Source organism: Halobacillus sp. A1-3, assembly GCF_050971765.1.
GTDB classification, from domain to species: domain Bacteria; phylum Bacillota; class Bacilli; order Bacillales; family Halobacillaceae; genus Halobacillus; species Halobacillus mangrovi_B.
Genome location: NZ_JBPCEO010000009.1, coordinates 93579 through 118048 on the forward strand (window position 1 = coordinate 93579; position 24470 = coordinate 118048).

General features: G+C 42.1%; 22 protein-coding genes. 20 read left to right on the forward strand and 2 right to left on the reverse strand.

Annotation, left to right across the window (positions count from 1 at the left end):
- Positions 1-17 precede the first annotated feature (17 nt).
- From atpA to ACRYKC_RS16150, 12 genes are all read left to right on the forward strand, one after another.
- The gene (gene atpA, locus ACRYKC_RS16095) at positions 18-1526 is read left to right on the forward strand and encodes a F0F1 ATP synthase subunit alpha (RefSeq protein ID WP_433808143.1); all 1509 of its coding nucleotides are present in this window, start codon (positions 18-20) and stop codon (positions 1524-1526) included.
- 405 nt (positions 1527-1931) lie between these two features.
- A complete protein-coding gene (locus tag ACRYKC_RS16100; protein ID WP_433808145.1) occupies positions 1932-2789 on the forward strand; it encodes a F0F1 ATP synthase subunit gamma in 858 nt (285 codons plus the stop codon).
- A gap of 38 nt (positions 2790-2827) precedes the next feature.
- Positions 2828-4240, forward strand: coding sequence for a F0F1 ATP synthase subunit beta (atpD, locus tag ACRYKC_RS16105; RefSeq protein ID WP_433808147.1), 1413 nt, complete (start codon positions 2828-2830; stop codon positions 4238-4240).
- Between the two features lie 173 nt (positions 4241-4413).
- The gene (locus ACRYKC_RS16110; RefSeq protein ID WP_433808149.1) at positions 4414-4818 is read left to right on the forward strand and encodes a F0F1 ATP synthase subunit epsilon; all 405 of its coding nucleotides are present in this window, start codon (positions 4414-4416) and stop codon (positions 4816-4818) included.
- A gap of 216 nt (positions 4819-5034) precedes the next feature.
- Complete coding sequence (locus ACRYKC_RS16115; protein WP_433808151.1) at positions 5035-5268, forward strand: DUF1146 family protein; 234 nt, start codon at positions 5035-5037, stop codon at positions 5266-5268.
- Positions 5269-5368: 100 nt separating this feature from the next.
- Positions 5369-6079 (forward strand): YwmB family TATA-box binding protein, encoded by a 711-nt coding sequence (locus tag ACRYKC_RS16120; protein WP_433808153.1) that lies wholly within the window; start codon positions 5369-5371, stop codon positions 6077-6079.
- A gap of 34 nt (positions 6080-6113) precedes the next feature.
- Complete coding sequence (gene murA / locus ACRYKC_RS16125; protein ID WP_433808155.1) at positions 6114-7424, forward strand: UDP-N-acetylglucosamine 1-carboxyvinyltransferase; 1311 nt, start codon at positions 6114-6116, stop codon at positions 7422-7424.
- A gap of 126 nt (positions 7425-7550) precedes the next feature.
- Positions 7551-8585 (forward strand): stage II sporulation protein D, encoded by a 1035-nt coding sequence (spoIID, locus tag ACRYKC_RS16130; protein ID WP_433808157.1) that lies wholly within the window; start codon positions 7551-7553, stop codon positions 8583-8585.
- A 147-nt stretch (positions 8586-8732) separates the two neighbouring features.
- Positions 8733-9665 (forward strand): stage II sporulation protein SpoIIQ, encoded by a 933-nt coding sequence (spoIIQ, locus tag ACRYKC_RS16135; protein WP_487247157.1) that lies wholly within the window; start codon positions 8733-8735, stop codon positions 9663-9665.
- A 251-nt stretch (positions 9666-9916) separates the two neighbouring features.
- Complete coding sequence (gene spoIIID / locus ACRYKC_RS16140) at positions 9917-10198, forward strand: sporulation transcriptional regulator SpoIIID (protein WP_433808161.1); 282 nt, start codon at positions 9917-9919, stop codon at positions 10196-10198.
- A 285-nt stretch (positions 10199-10483) separates the two neighbouring features.
- Positions 10484-11482, forward strand: coding sequence for a rod shape-determining protein (mreB, locus tag ACRYKC_RS16145; RefSeq protein WP_433808163.1), 999 nt, complete (start codon positions 10484-10486; stop codon positions 11480-11482).
- A 543-nt stretch (positions 11483-12025) separates the two neighbouring features.
- Positions 12026-12373 carry a DNA-directed RNA polymerase subunit beta gene (locus tag ACRYKC_RS16150; RefSeq protein WP_433808165.1) on the forward strand — a complete coding sequence of 116 codons (348 nt, stop codon included), beginning with the start codon at positions 12026-12028 and terminating at the stop codon, positions 12371-12373.
- A gap of 431 nt (positions 12374-12804) precedes the next feature.
- Here ACRYKC_RS16150 and ACRYKC_RS16155 read toward each other — a convergent pair whose 3' ends face one another.
- Positions 12805-12984, reverse strand: coding sequence for a hypothetical protein (locus tag ACRYKC_RS16155; protein ID WP_433808167.1), 180 nt, complete (start codon positions 12982-12984; stop codon positions 12805-12807).
- A gap of 256 nt (positions 12985-13240) precedes the next feature.
- On the opposite strand from ACRYKC_RS16155, the gene ACRYKC_RS16160 reads away from it, so the two are divergent.
- Together ACRYKC_RS16160 and ACRYKC_RS16165 are read left to right on the forward strand one after the other, a co-directional pair.
- Positions 13241-14578 (forward strand): FAD-dependent oxidoreductase, encoded by a 1338-nt coding sequence (locus ACRYKC_RS16160; RefSeq protein WP_433808169.1) that lies wholly within the window; start codon positions 13241-13243, stop codon positions 14576-14578.
- Positions 14571-15656 carry a methyltransferase domain-containing protein gene (locus ACRYKC_RS16165; protein WP_433808171.1) on the forward strand — a complete coding sequence of 362 codons (1086 nt, stop codon included), beginning with the start codon at positions 14571-14573 and terminating at the stop codon, positions 15654-15656. Before ACRYKC_RS16160 ends, ACRYKC_RS16165 begins: the two co-directional genes overlap by 8 nt.
- Positions 15657-15722: 66 nt before the next feature.
- Here ACRYKC_RS16165 and ACRYKC_RS16170 read toward each other — a convergent pair whose 3' ends face one another.
- Positions 15723-15866, reverse strand: coding sequence for a lmo0937 family membrane protein (locus ACRYKC_RS16170; RefSeq protein WP_433808173.1), 144 nt, complete (start codon positions 15864-15866; stop codon positions 15723-15725).
- 107 nt (positions 15867-15973) lie between these two features.
- Between ACRYKC_RS16170 and fabZ the strand changes: the two genes are divergently transcribed.
- From fabZ to ACRYKC_RS16200, 6 genes are all read left to right on the forward strand, one after another.
- On the forward strand, positions 15974-16396 hold the full coding sequence (fabZ, locus tag ACRYKC_RS16175) for a 3-hydroxyacyl-ACP dehydratase FabZ (RefSeq protein WP_433808175.1): 423 nt from the start codon (positions 15974-15976) through the stop codon (positions 16394-16396).
- A 216-nt stretch (positions 16397-16612) separates the two neighbouring features.
- Positions 16613-18061 (forward strand): S-layer homology domain-containing protein, encoded by a 1449-nt coding sequence (locus ACRYKC_RS16180; RefSeq protein WP_433808177.1) that lies wholly within the window; start codon positions 16613-16615, stop codon positions 18059-18061.
- Between the two features lie 115 nt (positions 18062-18176).
- Complete coding sequence (locus ACRYKC_RS16185) at positions 18177-18485, forward strand: hypothetical protein (RefSeq protein WP_433808179.1); 309 nt, start codon at positions 18177-18179, stop codon at positions 18483-18485.
- A gap of 443 nt (positions 18486-18928) precedes the next feature.
- On the forward strand, positions 18929-19549 hold the full coding sequence (locus ACRYKC_RS16190) for a hypothetical protein (RefSeq protein ID WP_433808181.1): 621 nt from the start codon (positions 18929-18931) through the stop codon (positions 19547-19549).
- 294 nt (positions 19550-19843) lie between these two features.
- Positions 19844-21175: an efflux RND transporter periplasmic adaptor subunit gene (locus tag ACRYKC_RS16195; RefSeq protein ID WP_433808183.1), complete on the forward strand. Its 1332-nt coding sequence runs from the start codon at positions 19844-19846 to the stop codon at positions 21173-21175.
- Positions 21176-24253 (forward strand): efflux RND transporter permease subunit, encoded by a 3078-nt coding sequence (locus ACRYKC_RS16200; RefSeq protein WP_433808185.1) that lies wholly within the window; start codon positions 21176-21178, stop codon positions 24251-24253.
- Positions 24254-24470: the final 217 nt, after the last annotated feature.

Genomic DNA, 24470 nt, shown 5'->3' on the forward strand with positions numbered 1-24470 from the left:
GATAGGGGTGAAATAGCATGAGCATCAAAGCTGAAGAAATCAGTGCGCTGATTAAGCAGCAAATTGAAAACTATGAGACTGAGATTGAAGTCAAAGATGTCGGTACAGTTATCGAAGTTGGTGACGGTATCGCACGTGCTCATGGTCTTGACAACGTCATGGCTGGAGAGCTAGTAGAATTTTCAAATGGTGTTATGGGACTGGCACAGAACTTAGAGGAAAATAACGTGGGTCTTGTCATCCTAGGACCATTTACAGATATTAAAGAAGGCGACGAAGTACGTCGTACAGGACGCATCATGCAAGTTCCAGTAGGAGAAGAACTGTTGGGACGTGTAGTAAACCCACTGGGGCAGCCAGTTGATGGCATGGGTCCAATGGAAACGACAAAAACTCGTCCAATCGAATCACCAGCACCAGGTGTTATGGATCGTAAATCAGTTGATGAGCCACTTCAAACAGGAATCAAAGCGATCGACGCTCTTGTTCCAATTGGTCGTGGACAACGTGAATTGATCATCGGAGACCGTCAAACAGGTAAAACTTCCGTTGCGATTGATGCAATTTTGAACCAGCATGACCAGGATATGATTTGTATCTATGTTGCTATTGGTCAAAAAGAATCAACTGTGCGTGGAACTGTAGAAACGTTACGCCGTCACGGAGCTCTAGATTACACAATTGTTGTAACAGCAAGTGCTTCTCAACCGGCTCCGCTACTTTACCTTGCACCGTATGCGGGTGTATCCATGGGTGAAGACTTCATGTACAACGGTAAGCACGTACTTGTCGTATACGATGACCTTTCTAAGCAGGCAGCCGCTTATCGTGAGCTATCCTTGCTACTTCGTCGTCCACCAGGTCGTGAAGCTTTCCCGGGAGACGTTTTCTACCTGCACTCTCGTTTGCTAGAGCGTGCCGCTAAATTGAGTGACGCAAAAGGTGGAGGATCACTAACTGCGCTTCCATTCGTTGAAACTCAAGCAGGTGACATTTCTGCTTATATCCCAACTAACGTTATCTCCATCACAGATGGACAGATATTCTTGCAATCCGACTTGTTCTTCTCAGGTGTACGTCCAGCCATCAACGCCGGTTTATCGGTATCCCGTGTTGGAGGATCTGCACAAATTAAAGCGATGAAGAAAGTTGCCGGTACATTGCGTCTTGACTTAGCCTCTTACCGTGAGTTGGAAGCATTCGCTCAATTCGGTTCAGATCTGGATAAGTCAACACAAGCGAAACTAAACCGCGGTGCCCGTACTGTTGAAGTACTGAAGCAAGGGTTGCACCAACCACTAGCTGTTGAAAAACAAGTTATGATTATTTATGCCTTAACAAAAGGTTTCCTTGATGATGTTCCAGTTGAAGATATCACTCGTTTCGAGTCCGAATTCCATAACTGGTTAGAAAATAACCGTAAAGAACTTCTATCTCAGATTCGCGAAACAGGAAAACTGGCTGAAGATGAAGACATGAGCGGTGCTGTTAAAGAATTCAAGAAAACTTTTGTAGCTTCTGAATAATAAAGTGTGTAGGCGACTGTAAAGCGACGTACGGACTGGACTGAGCTGGAGGAGATAAAGGAAACACGGAGAACGAAGTGATCCGATGTTGACTTATCGTACAGAAGCGAGGGAAGTCTCGCTAGTCGCTAGGAGCCGAAGCCGGATTAAGTTGAAGTGCGTAGAGGGGCTGGTAGACCTGACGTGCATAAGCGAATCACCTCAGTGAAGCGTTCTTCTTCACAGAGGTGGAGTGCTTATGTCGCTAAGGTCTGCCCCTCGAAGCCGGACAGATAAAGTGCGTAGGCGACTGATCAGCGACGTTGAAGAGAATTAAATGTCTCTTTTGTCGCTGAAGTCGTAACGAGAGCCGGATTTATCATAATTGGGTATTTACGAACCAGCTAGAAAGGGTGGTGAAACAGCGTGGCATCCCTTAGAGATATTAAAGGACGGATTACATCAACTAAGAAAACGAAACAGATCACAAAAGCGATGGAGATGGTTTCAGCATCTAAGCTGAACCGTGCAGAGCAAAATGCAAAGTCTTTCGTTCCTTATAGTGATAAGATTCAAGAAGTTGTAACGAACATTGCGGCGGGTACTACCAGCAGGCACCCAATGCTTCAAGCTCGCGAAGTGAAACGCAGAGGTTATCTCGTCATCACTTCAGATAGAGGTTTAGCAGGTGCTTACAACAGCAGTATCTTGCGTAAAGTTTATCAACGAATTCGTGAGAAGCACACTTCTGCTGATGAGTATAAAATCATTACAATCGGTCGGATTGGACGTGACTTTTTCCGTAAACGTAATATTCCAGTGGATAAAAACATTACAGGTCTGTCTGATCAACCGGACTTTGCGGATATAAAGGATATTGCATCCGAAACAGTCCAAATGTTCACAGACGAAGAGATTGATGAACTATATATTTATTACAACCACTATGTCAGTGCAATCACACAAGAAGTAACGGAAAGAAAAGTGCTGCCATTAAGTGATGTAAGTAAGGATAAAGCTGCTTCAGGTTCTTATGAATATGAACCTAATGAAGAACAGATTTTGGACGTATTACTACCACAATACGCTGAAAGCTTAATTTACGGAGCTTTACTTGATGGGAAGGCTAGTGAACACGCGGCTCGAATGACGGCTATGAAGAGTGCTACAGATAATGCTGATGAATTAATTGGTGATCTAACACTTTCATATAACCGTGCACGTCAAGCTGCCATCACTCAAGAGATTACTGAAATTGTCGGCGGAGCAGCTGCCTTAGAATAGTAATTTCTGACTCGAAAAGTTAGTTAGGAGGGAAATGAATGAGTAATGGACGCGTAACTCAAATCATGGGACCCGTTGTAGACGTAACGTTCGATGACGGCCATCTCCCTGATATTAATAACGCATTGCGTGTAATTTATAATGCACGAACAGAAGACGAAAAAAGCGTCGACCTAACATTGGAAGTTGCCCTGCACCTGGGTGACAATACAGTACGTACAGTTGCTATGTCATCCACAGATGGTGTAATGCGTGGTACGTCAGTAACGGATACAGGCAAACCGATTTCTGTACCAGTAGGGGAAGTAACACTGGGACGTGTTTTCAACGTAGAAGGAAATAACATTGATTTAGATGAGCCGCTTGGTGATGATGTCCGTCGCGACCCTATTCACCGTGAGGCACCTAAATTCGAAAACTTGGCTACAGAAACGGAGATTCTGGAAACGGGAATCAAGGTTGTAGACTTGTTAGCCCCTTATGTAAAAGGTGGTAAAATCGGATTGTTCGGTGGAGCCGGTGTTGGTAAAACCGTACTAATCCAGGAGCTTATCAATAACATCGCTCAAGAGCACGGCGGTATTTCTGTATTTGCCGGTGTTGGAGAGCGTACACGTGAAGGTAACGACCTTTATTGGGAAATGACAGATTCTGGCGTTATCAAGAAGACAGCAATGGTATTCGGTCAGATGAACGAGCCGCCTGGGGCGCGTATGCGTGTTGCCCTGTCCGGTCTGACAATGGCAGAATACTTCCGTGATGAACAAGGACAGGACGTACTGTTCTTCATCGATAACATCTTCCGTTTCACACAGGGTGGTCTTGAAGTATCAGCCCTTCTTGGACGTATGCCATCAGCCGTTGGTTATCAGCCGACTCTAGCGACAGAAATGGGTCAGCTGCAAGAGCGGATCACTTCAACAGACAAAGGTTCCGTAACTTCCATTCAGGCAATTTACGTTCCTGCCGATGACTATACAGACCCGGCGCCAGCAACAACGTTCGCTCACTTAGATGCGACGACCAACCTTGAGCGTAAACTTTCTGAGCAGGGGATCTATCCAGCCGTAGACCCGCTGGCTTCAACATCTCGTGCCCTTGACCCTGATATCGTAGGAGATGAACACTATGAAGTAGCGCGTGAAGTACAGCGTACACTTCAGCGTTATAAAGAACTTCAGGATATCATTGCTATTTTGGGTATGGACGAGCTTTCTGATGAAGATAAGTTGACTGTTGCACGTGCTCGTCGCGTACAATTCTTCTTGTCACAGAACTTCCACGTTGCAGAACAGTTCACGGGTCAACCTGGTTCTTATGTGCCTGTTTCAGAAACAGTTAAAGGCTTCAAGGAAATCCTTGACGGCAAATACGATGACATTCCTGAAGATGCGTTCCGTCTAGTTGGACGTATTGAAGAAGTTGTTGAAAAATCTAAACAAATGCAATAACAATAAAAGCAAAAGTGCTTAAGGACATAAGATCGGAGCTTCATTGATGATCATTAGGTTTTAATCCTTGAGTACTGTAGCTAGCCATACAAGCAAAAGCACCTCAAGTCTTGTAGTAATGTGAATGCCGGGTGAACCCCGGCTATTCACTATAGCCAAAGGAGGAAATGGTTATGAGCACACTAACGGTGAGTGTTGTCACTCCTGATGGCCCGGTATTGGAAGATGCATTTGAAATGGTTAGTTGTAAGGCTGAAAGTGGAGAGCTTGGTATTTTGCCAGGTCACATTCCAATGGTCGCTCCACTTACAATCAGCGCGGTTCGACTAAAAGGTGACGGCAAATCTGATCGTATCGCAGTCAGTGGCGGTTTCTTAGAAGTTCGGCCTGACAAGGTGACAATCCTAGCACAGTCAGCTGAAAAACCTTCCGAAATTGATATAGATCGTGCCAGAAAAGCCAAAGAACGTGCAGAAAGACGCCTTCAAGATAAACAAGCCGACATAGATTTCAAACGGGCTGAACTGGCCCTCAAACGAGCCATCAATCGTTTGGATGTATTCGAAAATAACTTTTAAACTGCTTTCATTTTGAGAGCAGTTTTTTTCGTGGTAAACAAATTATGTCAGCAAAACACGGCAAATGGGAGATGATTTTGTCATTATTGCCCGGGAAATGAGAAATAATTAATTTCCTATGTCATCTATTGTTTAAAAACGGCTAAGAGATGGTATAGAAAGGTATAGCAGGATAATTCATTTCTGTGTTTTGCGTGATTAGAAAAGGGGTTCATCATGGATCAATATTTTGCTGAAGAAGCTATTTTAAGTATGACATCCCATTTGATTTTTATTGTAATCACGTGGAGGGTGCTGTTAGCAGTGAATTTTGATGCGTTTTTTCGCAAGAATAAAGTGTTTGAAGCAAGGGTACTACTTATTTTCATTACCATAGCTTTAGGTACAACAGTCAGCAACTTCTTTTTAGATTTCATTCGCTGGTCCAACAGTTTAGTTTACTTGTTTTAATCAAATGAGCAAATGTCTAATGTTGTTAGGAATTGTATCGTATGAGAGTTGTCTTCTCAGGTCACACTTATAGTAAGTAAATGCTTGGGGAGGCATTCAAATGAAAATGATAGGAACTGTTCTTATTGCTACAATTATTTTTTTACTAGGTGCTAATCCACAGGAAATGTCTGCAGGCAAGGATTCACCTGTCTTGAAGTTTGCAGCATTTGCTGAGGATGAGCAGCTTGAAGTGAACGAATGGAAAATCACCATTAAACAGCCCTTCGAAATGAACGATCTTGAAGCAAGAAAAAACGAACTTATCTCATATTACAAGGACTCAGTCATTAAAACAGAGAATACGACAAATTCATCCAAAATCATCTTTAAAGACGCTCAGGAAAAAACTACATTCAACGAAACATTTATTTTAATCGTACCTAAAGAAAAAGGTATGAGACCAGAAATGGTTTATGTAGCAAGTGGACAGGGAACATCTTCAATGTCACCAGCGAACATGTCGAAGCCACAGGAAGTAAAAAGTCGATTTTTTGGGGAGAAAGTCAACATTTTCTCTTGTCTTAAGGCGAAGTCTAGTGGTATTATAGATGATGTTTTAGTGTATCAAAAATTCAGACAGACATTTAACATTCAACCAATAGACGAAGTAATTGAACACGGCTGGTCTAGCAGAACCGGATATACAAAAGAATGGGGACAAGCCATCCCTGTAGCTGGTGATCATATGAACGTCCAGTTCGCCTCTAGAACTTTGGGCGGGGAGACAAACATCACTATTGGCACACCCATTATTACTGCTGAATATTAATAATAATGAATATGGACGCGGAGGAGAATGAACCTTGGAAAAAATCATCGTCCGTGGTGGGAGGCAGCTGAATGGTACCGTGAAAGCCGAAGGTGCCAAGAATGCCGTACTGCCTGTCATCGCAGCAAGTATTATTGCAAGTGAAGGAAAAAGCGTTTTGCACGAAGTACCTGCTTTAGCAGATGTCTATACGATCAATGAAGTAATTAGACATATGAATGCAGACGTAGAAGTTGATGGCAATACAGTAACAATTGATGCTTCTAGTGAGTTGTCAACGGAAGCTCCAATAGAATATGTTCGTAAAATGCGCGCTTCTGTTCTCGTACTGGGACCGCTTTTGGCCCGCTATGGCCATGCTAAGGTTGCCCTGCCGGGAGGATGTGCCATTGGCTCACGCCCTATAGACCAGCACCTGAAAGGCTTTGAAGCTATGGGTGCCGAGGTGACAGTCGGAAATGGCTATATTGAAGCGGAAGTCAAAGGTCGCTTAAAGGGAGCTAAAATTTATTTCGATGTTCCTAGTGTCGGTGCTACAGAGAATGTCATGATGGCGGCTGCACTAGCCGACGGAAAGACAGTTCTTGAAAACTGCGCGAAAGAACCTGAGATCGTAGATTTAGCGAACTATCTAAACAAGATGGGCGCTAAGATTGTAGGGGCTGGAACAGAAACTATCCGCATTGAAGGTGCAGAGAAATTAGTTGGTGCTACTCATACAATTATTCCTGACCGTGTTGAAGCAGGAACCTTTATGGTAGCTGCTGCAATCACTGGAGGGAATGTGCTCGTCAAAGGTGCGATGCCAGAGCATTTACGTTCTGTTATCTCCAAAATGGAAGAAATGGGAGTCACGATCAAGGAAGAAGAAGAAGGCTTGCGTGTAATCGGTCCTGACATCTTGAAAGCGACTGATATTAAGACAATGCCTCACCCTGGATTTCCTACGGATATGCAATCCCAAATGATGGCTCTTATGCTAAACGCAGTAGGTACAAGTGTAATTACAGAAACTGTATTTGAAAATCGTTTTATGCATGTAGAAGAATTCCGTCGTATGAATGCAAATATGAAGATAGAAGGCCGCAGTGTTATTGTGGAAGGTCCATCTGCGCTTCAAGGAGCTGAGGTGGCAGCTACAGACTTGCGAGCTGGAGCAGCTTTAGTGTTAGCCGGACTAGTTGCTGATGGTTATACACGAGTAACTGAATTAAAACACTTGGATCGCGGCTATGTAAACTTTACTGAAAAACTTGCTCAGCTAGGTGCAGATATTGAACGTGTATTTGAAGGTGAATCCTACATCGAAGAGCAAGAAGCTAGTGAATCTGTTTCGACCTTATAATATACTCATCCAGTAGCTCGGTTGTTTCAATTTTTATTGAAATAACTGAGCTTTTTTAGTTCTATCATTTTTCCTTCTTGGATACATTTTAGTAGAGGGATCTACTATATGACCAGGAGGATGAGAATGAGAAGACAAAAATGGCTAGGACTAATCGTAGCAAGTGGCCTGTTTATGGCTATTCTTATTATTCCAACACTAATCGTCGTACCGTTCATCGGCTCTAACGAAGTCAATGTAGTCCAGGAAGCCCCAAGCACTAAAGAGGAGAGTGTAGGAGAGCTTTCAGAAGACTTATCATCCTTTTCCATTCGTGTATTAAGGAGTGGATCTGGGGAAGTGGAAAAAGTGCCGTTAGAAACTTACGTGGCTCGTGTCGTAGCCTCTGAAATGCCAGCAACCTTTGAGGTTGAAGCATTAAAAGCGCAATCCTTGGCAGCCCGAACATACATTACAAGGCATTTAGTACAAGAAAGTGCTGTTTCAAGCGAAGCTGATGTGACAGACACGGTTAATCACCAAGTGTACAAAAACGATCAAGAGTTGAGACAACAATGGCAAGACCGGTATGCAGAGAATATGAAAAAAATTAATCAGGCTGTAAAAGAAACGGCTGGAGAGATCATTACGTATGAGCATCAGCCGATAACGGCAGCTTTCTTTTCAACGAGTAACGGTTACACAGAAAACGCTGAAGATTATTGGGAGAATGAAATTCCTTATTTAAGAAGCGTGGAGAGTCCATGGGATGAAGCCTCGCCGAAATTTGTTGATCAGAAGGTAGTATCATTAGAGGAATTACAGGCAAGTTTAGGTGTGGCGCTTAACACAGACTTAAGTAATACTAAGATGACAAAAACGGAAGGAAACCGGGTAGAAAAAGTTGTGTTCGGTGATCAGGCATTCTCGGGAAGAGAGATTCGTGAGAAATTGAGTCTGCCTTCCAGTGACTTTACGATTCAGCAAAAAGGAGATCATGTCATTTTTACGACGAAAGGGTATGGTCATGGCGTTGGAATGAGTCAATATGGAGCGAATGGAATGGCTATGAATGGAAAGAGTTATAAAGATATCGTGCATCATTATTATCAGAACACTGAAATCTCTCCAATGAGTAAGCAAACCGCATCACTCATGGAAGGTGAAAAGCCAGTAAATTAACAGGACCGCTTCATGCGGTTCTTTTTTTAGTTTTTTATCGTTAACTTCACCGTGCAGTGAATGGAGGGTTGGCACAGTAAGAAAATTTTTCCTAAAGATGTATAGAATTCCTCATAAGTGTTCAGAATGGTTTTTGAGGTGATGAACATGAGAGAGGAAGGTAAGAAAAGCGTGACTAAATTAAAGTTTAAACGCTTGATGCGTAAGAAGTGGTTGTATCCAGCTTTGTATTTGTCGGTAGCAGCATTAGTTCTAGTTGGAGTATTTTGGTATCAGCAGAGTGCGAACAATGTAGGTGATGAAGTTGCTGAGGAGCCTAAGTCTGAAGTTCAAAATGAGTTTTCAACTCTTGATAATGAACAACAAGATTCAATGGCGGTCATGGGGCAGGATGAAAACTTACAAATGCCTGTCGCTGATGAAAAAGCAGCTACAATTGTAACTAAATTCTATGATTACGACGCTCCAGAAGAAGATCAAGAAAGTGCACTGGTCCTATACAACAATAAGTACTATCAAAGTCAAGGTGTCGATATCACTAGAGAAGATGGGGAATCGTTCGAGGTTACCGCTGCTCTAAGTGGTAAAGTCACAGAAGTGAAGGAAGATCCATTGTACGGCAATGTGATTGAGATCACTCATGACAAAGATGTGACCACTGTATATGCTAGTCTAAATGATGTTCAAGTCCAAGCAGGCTCAGAAGTCACTCAAGGTGATGTTCTAGGTGCAGCTGGTCAGAATTCATTCGGACAAGCAAGTGGCGTTCATGTACACTTTGAAGTTCGTAAAAATGGTGAGCCATTCAATCCAGAAAGCTTTTTTGGACAACCATTAAGCCAAATCAATGATAATGCGGAAGAAGGTTCTGAAACAGAAGGTGCACCAGAAGATGATGCAGCAGAAGAAAATGAAGCTCCATCTCAAGATCCAGCTGATGAATCAGATCCATCTGCCGAAGATAATCAAACAAACGAAGATGAACAACCAAATACAGAAGAAGATCCATCAGGTTCTGAAGATGAAGAACAAACACCTGATGAAGATAGCGCATCATCCATCTCTACAATTCAAACTTAAAAATGAGGGAGCTTTCCCTCATTTTTTTTTGTGCCTAGAAATAAGCTAGATAGAAAGTTTCCCGTCTCCACTCTTACACATGTGGCATATCTTCACCGTTTTATTAATACAATGAGGATAACCGAGCACTCGGTAACTTCCAGGGTGATGCAGCATGACAAACATCAAGAGTTAACCACCCACACATAAAAACATAAGCGCTTTCCTAAAGACCCACCCCCTTGGATAGTCAATCACAGGAGGCGAGTGGAGTGCATGATTACATCAAAGAGAGGACCATCAAGATTGGAGAGCACATTATCGAAACAAAAAAAACGGTGAGAGTGATCGCCAAAGAGTTTGGCGTTTCAAAAAGTACGGTCCATAAAGATTTGACGGAGAGACTCCCGGAGGTGAATCCAGAGCTGGCAAAAGAAGTAAAAAAAATTCTGGATTACCACAAGGAAATCCGGCATTTGCGCGGCGGAGAAGCAACGAGACGGAAATATAAAGCACAGCTGGTAGACGAGAAGTCCGTTCAACCCCTTCACTGATACTTTAGATCCTCCTATTTGTCAAAATCCCTCGATAAAGGTAACTTTTTTCATGTTAGATGAGACGAATGTCGCAATACTGTGATAGAATATAGAATTAGATGTGTGAGTTTTTAAACTATACCGATAGCTATTTAAAGAATAGGGAAGACTAAATAGAAGGAGTAATCTTCTCCTACCCCTTGAAGGCATAGAAGGATTCAAAAGCTGCCCAGTGCAGGATTTGTGTCCTATTGTGTCTTTATGGGTATTTATGCTTTTTACAATAGGGAGGATCTACAGGACATGTTTGCAAGAGATATAGGAATAGACCTTGGTACAGCAAATGTGCTGATACATGTAAAGGGTAAAGGAATTGTTTTAAATGAACCGTCAGTAGTTGCTATGGACCGTAACACTGGTAAAGTGCTTGAAGTAGGTGAGGAAGCTCGTCGGATGGTAGGCCGTACGCCGGGTAACATTGAAGCCATCCGCCCACTGAAAGATGGGGTCATTGCAGACTTCGATGTGACTGAAGCTATGCTCAAGCACTTTATCCAAAAAACAAATGTACGCGGATTCCTCTCGAAACCACGTATGTTGATTTGCTGTCCGACAAACATAACGAAAGTAGAGCAAAAGGCAATTAAAGAAGCTGCCGAAAAGTCAGGCGGTAAGAAAGTGTACTTAGAAGAAGAGCCAAAAATTGCTGCCATTGGGGCCGGGATGGACATCTTTCAACCAAGCGGTAATATGGTTGTGGACATTGGTGGAGGTACGACGGATGTTGCAGTCCTTTCAATGGGGGATATCGTAACCGCGTCGTCCATCAAAATGGCAGGGGATAAATTCGACTACGAAATTCTCCAATATATTAAAAAACAATATAAGCTCCTGATTGGAGAGCGAACAGCTGAAAATATTAAAATCAGTGTAGCGACTGTATTCCCTGGATCCCGCAATGAAGAAATTGAGATTCGCGGAAGAGACATGGTATCTGGTCTGCCAAGGACAATTTCTGTGAATTCTGGTGAAATTGAAAAGTCGCTTCGGGAATCAGTCCAGGTTATAGTTCAGGCTGCTAAGCAAGTACTGGAACGTACGCCACCTGAACTATCCGCAGATATTATTGATCGGGGAGTTATTATGACAGGAGGCGGAGCCCTGCTTCATGGAATCGATCAACTACTAGCAGAAGAGTTGAAGGTTCCAGTATTAGTAGCAGAGTCTCCGATGGATTGTGTAGCATCTGGTACTGGAATCATGCTTGAGAACATTGATAAACGTATTTCTGCAAAGTATTAAACGTTCTAGGATACTTAGAAAGAAGCAGCGATAACCTTGTTAAGAAGATTCTAGACAGCCGCTCCGGAATGATGGCTAATCAGTGGATGCAAGAAATGTTATCATGGCTAACGCCAGGATATAAAGCTGATTAAGTCACAATGAGAGCTTTTCCAGAGTTGTTGATTGAGCAAAATGGGGATGAAGTCTATACCTGTGTCAAAGACTTGAAGTTACCTGTGCGTAGAGGTGTAGGATCTCTTAATCCAGGTGTTTATATGCAAAAAGCTGTACAAGTATTTACTCAAGGCGATATAAAGGAAGCGGGGATAAGTCAATCCTTTGGACTCTCTTATAGTTCTAACAGCCAAGATATGGGGAAAGAGGGAAGCAGATTATATCGCCCTGATAAGAAGAGGACATGCTCACTGAAGTGCGTGGGAACCCTGAAGTAAGTATTGAAATCAAGCAAGGCTTCCTAATTCAATGCGAAGTCGATTTCGACAAGTAAACAGATGGGCTTGTCAATCAGCTGAGATCATAAATGTAAGGAGCTTGACGATCATGGCAACAGATCCTAATTCTAATAAAAAGAATCTGACAAGAGAACAAAAGCGAAAAGCTTTAGACGAAGCAACGAAGCCAAAGGACTCCAAGTCTAATTCATTAGAGACCAAGCAGCCTAAAGAGAATAAAGAAAAGGTTTCTTCAACAGAGGAACGTCCTAGGAAAGCTCGTAGACGTATTCTCCCTATTTGGCTCCGCATCATTATCGTCCTTCTTCTTAGTGCACTTGCTTTAGTGTTAGGATTAATGGTTGGATATGGTGTACTTGGTGACGGCAAGCCTACAGATGCACTGAATTGGGAGACCTGGCAGCATATATGGGATATTGTCACCAAAACAGAATAAGCTCGTCTATTCATTATATGAAATGTACGGAAAAGATATGAGAAGCATTGGCCCCATGGCCAGTGCTTCTTTTTATATGTATAGACTACTACATCCTGCAAACCTTCATCCTGTCTTCTTTTAAAACCTCCTAATCTTGAGAACTCAGTTTCGAGATTTTCTTAGGTCCGTTACATTATCAGAGAGAGGGTTGTCTGGAAAACGACTCGCTTTCCTGCGGGGGAACTGGTAAGCCTCTTCGTTCGCTGCGCTCTCTTTGGGGTCTCGTCGTTTTCCAGCCAACCCATCTGTTCTTGGATGAACGGACCCCATTTAACTTCAACAAGAGTTTTCAGGATCTTTCTACGCCATTAATTAAACGGAAGTATAGGATTTTCTATCAATAATAGTGCTCTGCAAATAATAGTAATCAATTTTTTTCAGCGTCCCATTTAAATGAAAATGAAGGTAATGATATTGATTATCTTCACTTCAAAAGCGTTTCCGTTATTCCAAATAATCGTAAGGAGGTCCGGGAAATGGTGAGACTCCTGTGGGATAAACATGACAGGTGAGACCCCGGAAGACAAAGTCTGAGGAGGCTCAGCGCATGCCCACGGAAAGCGAATCATTTCCCGGACCTCCAACTTCTACTCACGGCAACGGAAATATCTATTATAACTCAATTTGTCTCGAAGTCGTGTCTTCCAGATACAAGCTATTATGTACAACTCTATAATTAAAACTTAATTTTTTAATAATTACCACTTACCATAAAACGAGCCGTTAATGAAAGAGAACTTCCTAACTTATCCATATGTTTTCAAGTTTTGGAATAGGGAATCTATTCGTAACAGAAAAAATTACACAACGGGGGAGGGAAAGGAAGTGAAGACGGACGTTTTTATTGCTGGGGGCGGCGTGGGCGGTTTAACTCTAGCTGCTAAACTGGCAAGCCGCGGTGTCCATGTGACGATAGCGGAGCAGCTGAAAAAAGAATCACCCGTTTACAAAGGCGAACTCTTACAACCTAAAACACTCGCGATTCTTGAGAGGCTCGGCGTTATCGAAGAAATCGAAGGCTGTGGTCATCCCATCGATCAGCTGCGTTTTCAAGAAATACATCGGATCCCCGAAAGCCCGCCAGAAGAAGTCAACCTGACTGAATTGAATTATAGTCGAGTAGCCAGCCAATACGACCATGCCTTGATGGTTCCTCACGAAAAGACAAAGTCGATTTTAAGAAACAAAGGAGCAGCTTCCGAGCAGTATTTTCACTATTTTCCAGGTGCAAGATTTTTAGGGTTTGAAAATGGCATGGCAAAAATTAAACAAAAAAAAGAAATTACTTATATCGAAGCAAAGGTCTATATTGGAGCCGAAGGCCGCAGTTCTCCTACAAGAGACGCAATGAATGTGCATGTAGAAAGAAAAGATTACAATCATCATTTTTTAACTGTTACTATTCCAAGGCCTGAAGACTTTACTAAAGGAAAAATTATTACGACCTCTAGTTGTTTTCTAGGCCTTTTCCCTCTCCCGGATAATGAGGTGCGTACGGTATATCTAATTAAAGCTGGAGAGTACAAGAACATTAAGGAAAAAGGACTGGAATATTTATACCGTTCTTATAGTGAGTTGGAACCAGAGCTGTCAGAAGGTGTCCGCAGCATAGAGGACTGGAAAAAAGTTCAGTTAATGATTCCTTTCACTTATCACGTTGATCATTATTATTCAGGTAATCTAGCAATAATGGGTGACGCAGCTCATACGGTACACCCCATGGCAGGAGAAGGTATGAATTTAGCTATTCAGGATGCCGATGTGCTCGGAGAGTTGCTTGCATGGTGCAAAGAAGAAGGAAAGCCCTATCATGAGTATCTTCATTATTACGAAGATGTTCGCAAGCCACGTGTTGAATTTTTGCTTCAGCTTAGTCATTTATCTGCACTCGTTTATTCTTTTAGAAACGAATGGTGGAGAAAGCTTCGAATGAATGCTGTCCAGCGTATATTGGACGATGATCAGTTACATGTGAAACAGATGTTAAATATTTCTGGTTTAGGTCGCTGGGATTTTACTCTCATCGATAGAGCTGTTCAAGGGGGAGTGCTTCCCGCCAGAAAAAAACAAGTCTCTGATGATACCCAGAGAAATTACTTGTTCTCTGAAGCAGAAGATTACCCCTGGAAAGAAAGATATAGAAAGGATGGGTCACATGAATGAATGGGTAACCGCGATGCAGGCGAGGAAGTGGATGAAAAAAAACGAGTCTTTTTTACCTAGCTGGCATGCTTATGTAGGCTCAGAACTTGACTTATTTAATGAATTCGAGAGTGCCAGAACCGTAGAAGCTGTCAGTGAGAAGACAGGTTATCCTTATGACCTGCTGGCTTCCTGGGTAAAAGTAGGAGTGGCTGTGAAACATTTAAAAAAACGGCCGAACAAAAGGTACCGGACTTCTAAAAGACGTTGTGCCTCTTTGATGGGTAAGGATGACTCTCCAGGAGTGAAAGCCCTCTTGAAAGAAATGATGGAGCTTCATCTGCCGACGATGCTAAAATACCCTGAAATTATGAGATCTCAGGAAAGAGCGTTATTTGATCACGAATTACACGGCGGAGTAGTGGCAGAAACATCTGCATTACTTGAACATTTTGCCATTAAGAAAATTAAAAAGATGATTCGTGAGCGCAATGCAGAAACAATAATCGATTTGGGGTGCGGTCACGGGGGATATTTAAGAAAGCTTGCGTTAGAATTTCCTGAAATCCAAATGATTGGTGTAGATTTAAACAATAAAGTAATTGATCGAGCGAGAGAGCTGTCTGAGAGCTTTTCAAACATTGAATACGTAGTGGGTGACATTAGTGAATGGAAGCCTAGGGAAGACCAAAAAGCGGATGTTGTCCTTCTTCACAATATCTTCCACTATATCCATCCTGATGCCCGTCATCAACTTTTAGATCATATCCATCAATATGTGACCCAGAGGGGACTGGTTTCTGTCATTACTCCTATCAATGAAACAGAACACGGGGAAGCTTTCTCTTCAGCTTTTAATAGCTTCTTCGTGGCCCATTCTAATCTTTTCGCTTTGCCAAATAAAAAAGAGCTACAGGAGATCTCTGAGCACTGCCAGTTCGATATGTTTGATTTAGACCCTATTGTCAAGGAAGGGTCTTGGTACACGTTCTGGCTGAGCCCAAGTGCTCCGGTAAAAGAAATGAGACATACAAAAATGGCTGGAAGCTCTGAACAGACGCTTGCTTCTCAGCAAAAAGAATACATCAGATCCTCATAAGAAATAATAAAAGTCAGCTTTGGTCTTAGAAGACCAGGCTGACTTTTGTTATTGGATCCCATTAAGCTAGCGCCTACGGCCGTTTACGAGTCTAACAATAAGGACGATTAAAGCAATCACGAGAAGTAAATGTATCAAGTTTCCGGCGATTCCACCGATTATACCAAGCAGCCACAATACCAGCAGGACAATTAAAATAGTCCAAATCATCGTTTTACCTCCTAATGTAAGAAGCATTCTCTCCATTTAAAATAAATTTTGTCGTACGACTAATCGACCTTTATAATAGGGATAGTATGTGCGAAAGGAGCCAGAATATGTTAGATATTGAAGAGATTAAAAAAATCATTCCGCACCGCTATCCATTTCTTCTGATTGACCAAGTGGAAGAGGTAGTAGAAGGAGAACGAGCCGTTGGATATAAAAATGTAACGGTGAACGAGCCATTTTTCCAAGGACATTTTCCAGACTACCCGGTTATGCCTGGAGTATTAATTACAGAAGCTCTTGCTCAAATCGGAGCTGTAGCGATGCTTAAGAAAGAGGAAAATCAGGGTAAACTCGCCTTCTTTACGGGTATCGACAAATGCCGTTTCAAGCGTCAGGTTAAACCTGGTGACAGGTTGAAGCTGGAAGTAGAAATCGTACGCCTTAAAGGGCCGATGGGTAAAGGAAAAGCCAAGGCCACCGTTGATGGTGAAGTTGCATGTGAAGCAGAAATCATGTTCGCATTGAAATAATCAAAAGAGCCTGGATCTTATATCCGGGCTTTTTTTAATGTCAGGATTCAAGTCCAAGTCCCTCAAGGTGGCCTTTCATTGATCAATTGTCCTCAACTGCATCGCATTGTCTATGCTTGATTGGTTGGAAAGGAATATTATGGTACAATTCTAGGAGGCTAGTATGAATCTATCAATCTATTAAGGGAGAGTTGTGTCATTATTACTATAAGAAAGGTGCTTAAAACAGTAGCTGTATTGACGTTTTTTAGCTCTATTGCTGCTTTTTCAAGCACCCAAGTACATGCGGAAGAATCTATTAAAGAAAAATGTAATTATGAAAAAAAGACTGGTGAAAATCCGGATTATAAGACAACCATTTGTCTTTTGACAGAAGCGGCTATTGAGTATGATGTGCCTCCTGAAATCGTTACCGAGATTGCAAAAAAAGAAAGCAAATTGGAACAGTTTGATGAAAATGGAGAACCTGTGATCTCGCCGGATGGGGGGATTGGTATCATGCAGTTGACCAATCAACCAGCCTTCGATCAGGAAAAATTGAAGAACGATATCATCTACAACATTGAAGCTGGAATACAAATTTTGAATGACAAATTCGAACGCAGTGATTTACCAGTGATTAACAATGGGGATCGACGTGTCATCGAACATTGGTATTTTGCAGTAATGGCCTACAATGGAACCAAGCCTGTCAACAGTCCTGTAAAGCAAGCGACCGGTGAAAAGAATGAAGGAGCTTACCAGGAGGAACTATTTTCTAACATTAGAAATGGAGTAGGCTATGATGATTTAGCCCAAATGGATTTTGAGGCAGAAGAATTCAAATATGATACTGATAGTGATGAAAATATTGAATTCAAGAAGGATAAGTACCATTTTTTAATACCTTTTACTAAGTCTAAACATTTTTACAAAGAAGGCCAAACGATAGGCTCTACCGTAGACCTGAGAGTCAGAAAAGCTCCATCAACAAAGTCAGAAATAGTTGGAACCTTAAATGAAGGAGATTTTGCGACTGTAACTGGGTCTTACCAATATGACCAATCGCCTAACGAAAACACGTTTGTTTTTTATCCAGTCAAATTGGAGAATGGCACAGAAGGCTATGTTGCAAGTCCGTATCTTCGCAATAAGTTTAAGGATGTTCCTAAAGATAATTATTCAGTGGAAGCCATTGAATACTTGTATGACATGAACATTCTTAAAGGCTATAGTGAAGACGAATTTGGTTATAAGGATCCTTTAAAACGTAAAAATACAGCTTTGCTTTTAGTCCGTGCAGAGAATATTGAACTGACTAACCGGCCAGACCCTGGATTTGTTGATGTTCCAAGTAGCAGTGACTTTTATGATGAAGTGGCTGCATTAGCAGACGAAGGGATCTTTGAAGGAGATAATAAAAATCGCTTCAACTTAGATTCCTACTTGAAAAGAAGGGAAATGGCTGTTCTTCTTCAGCGAGTGTATCAATTCCCGCCTGCCTCCAAAGAGGAACCTTTCACTGATGTAAAAGATAATGACTGGTATAAAGAAGCTGTTGAAAGACTTTATGCTTCTGGAATTACAAAAGGTGTAAGTGAAACAGAATTCGGACCTGATCAAAGAATCACAAGAGAACAATTTGCCACCTTTTTAGCGCGTTCTATTAATGAAAACTTCAGATAAATAAATGGAACACTTCGGCCACGCACCGGAGTGTTTTTTTATCCACAAAATGGTATGAAATGAAATGGGATGGGTATAATACGGGACGTAATCACTAAAAAGGAGGAAACACAAAATGAAAACACTGCCATTGAAGCTTTTGATCGCCCTTTTAACGTTCTCTCTTCTAGGAGCTTGTGCTACGGAAGATGAGCAAATGGAAGAAGGAAACGATACAGAAGAAAACATGAATGAAGAGGAAGAAAACGGCGAGGGTAATATGGAAGAAGAAGATAACATGGACGAGGGTGGAACTGACGGAACCGAAGAAACAGAAGAAGATCAAGGTGACATGACTGACGGAGATAATGATGCTACTGAAGAAGATATGACAAACGAAGATACAATGGATAATGGTGAAAACAACGAGAATGGAAATGAGTAACGTTTTCTTTTGAAGCCGCTCTATTAAGCGGCTTTTATTTATTCGTGCTAAAAAGATATAAAAACACCAACCACTATGATACATATTCCTCCTATTGTACAGATTTTGAAGGAAAGATAAGTAGTCCAAAAATAGATAGCCCCGTCAATAAAAAACAATACCTATGTCAATAAGAGTTTTACTGAATTGAAATCGCCTCACTATTCCCAGTGTCTCAATATTTTTATTCCCTTTCAGATCTCTCCTGTAACCCAACTTCTAATAGAGAAATATAGGTTTCGAGAAGCTGGACTAAGAATTCCTTAGTTCAGCTTTTTGTTATCTGTTGGAAAATCATCCTAGCTTATGTAGAATGAATAGTAAGACAAAGATTCATAAAAACTTTACAATTTGGAGTTTTCTAGTTTTTTGTGCGTGGAATAAGCGAATAGAGGTGATTAATGATGAAGTACAGAACGGCTAGTGATCTGAAAGACTTACTATTAGGAGATTTCGAAAGAGTAATTAACAGTATCCCCCAAGAAAAGTTAGATGTGTATGTGTATCTTCATACGGTTTATCAGGATACGTATGTACCCGATGATACCTTGTACCAATTCGTATTTCGACATTTCTTCAGGCTAGATAATCCGAGCTTAACGAAGGAGTTTGAAACTTACTACTTTAAATTGATGGAAGAACAGCGAGGATATGAGCGTCCTAATATCGTCCAAATTACTAAAAGCCTTTACGAAGTTAAGAACCATAAAGGCAATCCTACAATGCAGTTTCCGTTGGCAACTTCCATGCTCCATACGATCAACCCTGAATTCCCTACGTATGATGGTGATATTGTAAAAGCATTCGATTTTTCCTCCACGTATCATTTGTCCGGGTTTGAGAAGAAGATGAAGCGATATATCGGACAATATCAACATGCTTATAAGACTTATGGAGAATTAATGGATGATGAAGCTTTAGAACCTGTATTCGCTCATTTTAATGAGCGTTTCCGCGGATACGATCTTCCAAAAGTAAAGAAACTTGATTTGATTGTTTCCCAGCTTGGCAATACACTTCAATAAGGCAAAACCGGATCCGGCAGCGGATCCGGTTTTTTTATAGTCTAACAAGGCGTTCTGTATAGTCTTCTTTACCGCATGAGTTAGTTCATGACACAATTTTGTCATTTCAGACAGCCGTCTACAAGTTGCATTACAATTCCCAGTTTAGTAACATTATTCATAATTATGACTACTTGGTCAGAGGATGAAAACCGCTATATATAAAGAATTGAGCATTTGGGGAAACTTATATAGAGAACGAGTTGATTCACAACTGAGAAAGCGTTTTTACATAAAAGGGGAGGAAGTCTTGCTATGAAAAGAATTTCCATGCTGTTATTGTTAACGGCTTTACTAGCCGCCTGTTCTGGTGATGATTCGGAGGAAGTAACAGAAGAAAGAGTAACGCCCGTGGAGATAGAGAAGGCTGTAAAGGATGACTTTATTATTGATAGAAAGATTGTTGGACGAGCATCGACTGCTAATTCCTCTCCTGTGACAGCTAGGACGCCAGGAGAGCTTGTAACCTTAAACGTTGAGAAGGGAGATCGAGTGGAAGAAGGCGAAACCATTGGTGTAGTTGATCCTGGTAATGGGGAGAGTCAAGTTGAATTACAACAGCTGGCTGTTCGTCAGGCTGAAAAACAACTAGAGAATGCTCAAATTACAAAGGAGCAGGCTGCACTTGGGGTGGAGAATGCTGAGGAGCAAGTAAACTTGGCGAAAGAGGCTGCAAAATCTGAGAAAAGTCAAACCTCACAAGCTGCTGAAGCTGCTCGTGAGCAGTATCAACAGGCTCAGCAATTGGCAGATCAGACGAAGAAGCTAGTGGATGAAGGTGCGATTCCTGAAGCTCTTTACCAGCAAGCTCAAAGCAGGGCTGATCAAGCAAAAGCGCAATATCAACAGTTGAAAGGTCAGCAGCCACAGTCCACATCGGCTGTTGCTCAAGCGGAAGCTCAGCTTGACCAGGCACAGCAGCAATTGGAACAGGCGCAAGTTGGGGTTGATCAAGCTGAACTCCAAGTTGAGCAGGCTAACGTACAACTGAATCAAGCCAAAGACCAAACAGCGAATGAAGCTGTTACCGCTCCCACCTCTGGAGAAATTTCTACTCTCAACGCTAGTGAAGGTGATTTTGTAACCAATCAACAGCCTTTTGCTACGGTTGTAGGGCTCAACCCGATGACGGTAACAGCTTCTGTTACCGCAGATCAGCTTTCTTTATTTGAGAAAGGGGAAGAACTTGAAGTTGCCATAGACTCCATCGATCAGACGGTTACATCCACTATTGAATATGTATCTTCTGTGCCTGATGATACAGGGTTATACCCTGTAGAGGCGCAAGTGGACAACGAAGACGAGAAGATCAAGCCAGGAATGATGGCTACGTTCTTACTACCAGAAATCGTCGTAGAGAACACGTGGATTGTCCCTACGGATGCTGTAGTAGAAGAGGGAAATGAATCGTATATCTATCATGTCGTCGATGAGAAAGCAGTTCGGATGGACGTTGAGGTGGTAGAAGCTCAGACGGACCGTACGGCGATTGAAGCAGACCTACCAGGAGATGCCCAAGTAATTACAACTGGACAATTAACTCTTTCGGATGGTGGCAAGGTCACGATCATGAAGGAGGACGCTTAAGTGAAGCTTGTTAATCTTTCAGTTAAGCGCCCCGTCGGTGTAATTATGGTTGTAGCCGCAATCCTTGCTTTAGGATTCGTTTCATTAAGAAATTTAACGATTGATCTTTATCCGGAAATAGACCTGCCAATTGCCGTAGTATCCACCTCGTACGAAGGGGCAGCACCACAGGAAGTCGAAAAACTGATAAGCAGACCCGTGGAATCTTCTGTAAGTTCAATCGAAGGTTTGGAAGTTCTCCAGTCGCAGTCGCAGGCTGGATCTTCTCTTGTTTTGATGCAATTTAACACGGGTGTGAATTTAGACAGCACCCTATTACAAGTTCGGGAAAATGTTGACCAAGTCAGGGGCCTTCTGCCAGAAGGAGCGGGAGAACCGAACGTGTTACGTTTCGATCCCCAGCAGCTGCCAATCATGACTGTTGGGCTATCAGGGGATACACCCGAAGAACTACAAGAAGTAGCTGAAAACCGCCTAGTCCCATTTTTAGAAAGGCAAGAAGGCGTTGCATCTGTAAGTATCGAAGGCGGAAAGGTTCGTGAAGTCCAGGTTCTTGTAGATCGGGCGCAAATGTCTCAGTACGGACTCGATTCTCAAACGATTGTGCAAACGTTAAGTGCCTCCAACCAATCTGCTTCAGCTGGTGCAGTTAATAAAGGCCAAAAAGACTTGCAGATCAGAGTTGAAGGAGAGTTCGAGTCAATAGAAGATGTCAGGGATACGATTATCCAGTCGCAATCAGGGGCCAAAGTCACTCTCGATCAAATCGCTGAAGTAGAAGAAGTATTAACGAATTCTAATACCATTTCCAAAGTTAATGGTTCCTCGTCTGTTGTCTTATCAATTCTTAAGAAAACAGATGCCAACACAGTGGAAACAGCGAATCAAGTGAACGACGCCTTAGATGAGATGAAAGGAGATTTGCCAGAAGGAGTAAACTCCGAGATCGTACTAGATACCTCTGAATTTATTAAAATCTCTATCAACAGTGTTGTATTAAACATCATCTTAGGTGGAATTTTCTCCATAATTGTACTGCTTTTATTCTTGAAAAGTGTACGAGCCACGCTCGTCATCGGTCTTTCAATTCCCATTGCCATTATCTCCACGTTTACACTCATGTACTTTACAGGGGAAACCCTGAACGTGCTGACTATGGGGGGACTTGCGCTTGGAATAGGGATGATGGTGGATAGTTCCATTGTTATTTTGGAAAACATCGTAAGTTACAGACAACAAGGGTATTCCATGATTGAGGCATCCAAAAAAGGTGCTTCCGAGCTTGCCCCTGCCGTTATTGCCTCTGCAACAACGACATTGGTCGTCTTTTTGCCAATCATATTCGTAGAGGGAATAGCTTCAGAACTTTTCACTCCTCTGGCGTTGACGATTATGTTTGCGTTAATCGCATCACTGGCGGTTTCGGTCACCCTAATTCCAATGTTATCTTCAAAATTACTGACCAAATCATTAAAAGACAATGGACGCAGATATTGGTTTGATCGGTTTATGGATAAAGTAAACGATGGATATCGTGCCATGTTAAGGTGGGTATTAAAATTCAGAAAAACGGCAATTGCCATTACACTGGCCTTAATTGCAGGTAGTGCAGCCCTAATTCCCCTTATCGGGACTGAGTTTATTCCACCTTCAGACCAAGGCCAGATTCAAATTGATGTGAACATGCCTGAAGGCACAGCGATGGAAGAGACTGAAGCTTTTACAAACAAGGTAGATGAACGAATTGGAGATTTTAGTGAAATAATTGAAGTCAGCTATCTTTCTATCGGAGGGCGAGGCTTCGGTGGCGGAGTCGGAAATCAATCCTCTGATTTTGCTAATTATACGATCCAGCTTGTTGATCCAGGAGATCGGGAAATCACAACTCAGCAGGCCATGAAGGATATCGATGAAGCTCTAAAAGACTTGCCCGGTGCAGAAATTCAAGTCAGTGAGTTGGACGCTGGACTCGGCACAGGTGCACCTCTACAAGTGCAGTTGAACGGAACAGAGTATGAAGTATTGGATCAATTAGCTGATCAGGTTGCGTATGTTATGAACGATATTGAAGGTGTCAGTAACGCTACTTCTTCAACAGATGAAGGCAGACCAGAGATGCAGATTGATGTAGACCGGGAAAAAGCAGCCCAATATGGATTGACATATCAGCAAGTAATCGGCCAAGTCCAGCTTGCTTTTAACGGCCAAATTGCAACGCGATACCGCAGTGGCGGAGATGAGCTTGATGTACGAATGATCTTCCCTGAAGATGAAAGACAGACCATTTCTGATTTAGAGGGAATGACTGTTCAAGCTCCAACAGGCAGTTTAATTCCACTTGCAACGATCGCTAACCTTGAACAAGTTCAAGGTCCTGTTTCCTTACTTCGGCAAGATCAACAGCCGCAAGTGAACGTTGAAGCAGAAGTAGTGGACGTTGATTTAGGAACAGCTACTGAAGAAGTGCGGACAGAGCTTGAGCGTCTTAATTTCCCAGATGGTTATTCCTATGAAATTGGCGGCCAGGCTCAGGATATGCAGGAGGCCTTTGGAGATTTATCGCTGGCATTAATTTTCTCCATATTTCTTGTTTATGCTGTAATGGCCATCCAGTTTGAGAACTTCTTGTTCCCGTTCATCATTATGTTTTCACTACCCGCGACAATCATTGGGATTACGGGAGGTCTGTTTATTACCGGTCTTCCTTTCAGCTTGCCAGCGTTTGTAGGGATTATTATGCTAGCTGGGATTGTAGTGAATAATGCCATTGTGCTTGTTGATTACATCAATATATTAAGAAGGAAATCTTATGACAGATATGAAGCGATATTAGAAGCCGGGCCGAACCGTCTCCGTCCGATCCTTATGACAACGTTGACGACCGTGCTTGGAATGGTACCGCTTGCGATAGGGATTGGAAGAGGAGCTGAAGCCCAACAGCCGCTTGCTATAACGATTATTTTTGGTCTTACAGTATCCAGTTTCTTCACCCTTGTGTTAATCCCTGTCGTCTACACGTATTTTGACGACCTATCAAACAAAATCACAGGATTCTTTCGCAAGAGAGTAGAAGACTAATCATGAATAAGTAATCTGTAAAAATAACCCACCTCAGGTCATCCATTAAATGGAAATTCGAGGCGGGTTATTTTTTTGGACTTTAACTTCTAATCGGGTGTCCCACTTTTATGGCTCTCCCCTCATTTTCTCTACACGAAGTGTCACCTTTCTAAAAAAATCTATAAAAATGTGATCCAATCTTTCATCTCTTGCGATAGCTAGGTGAGAAACGTCA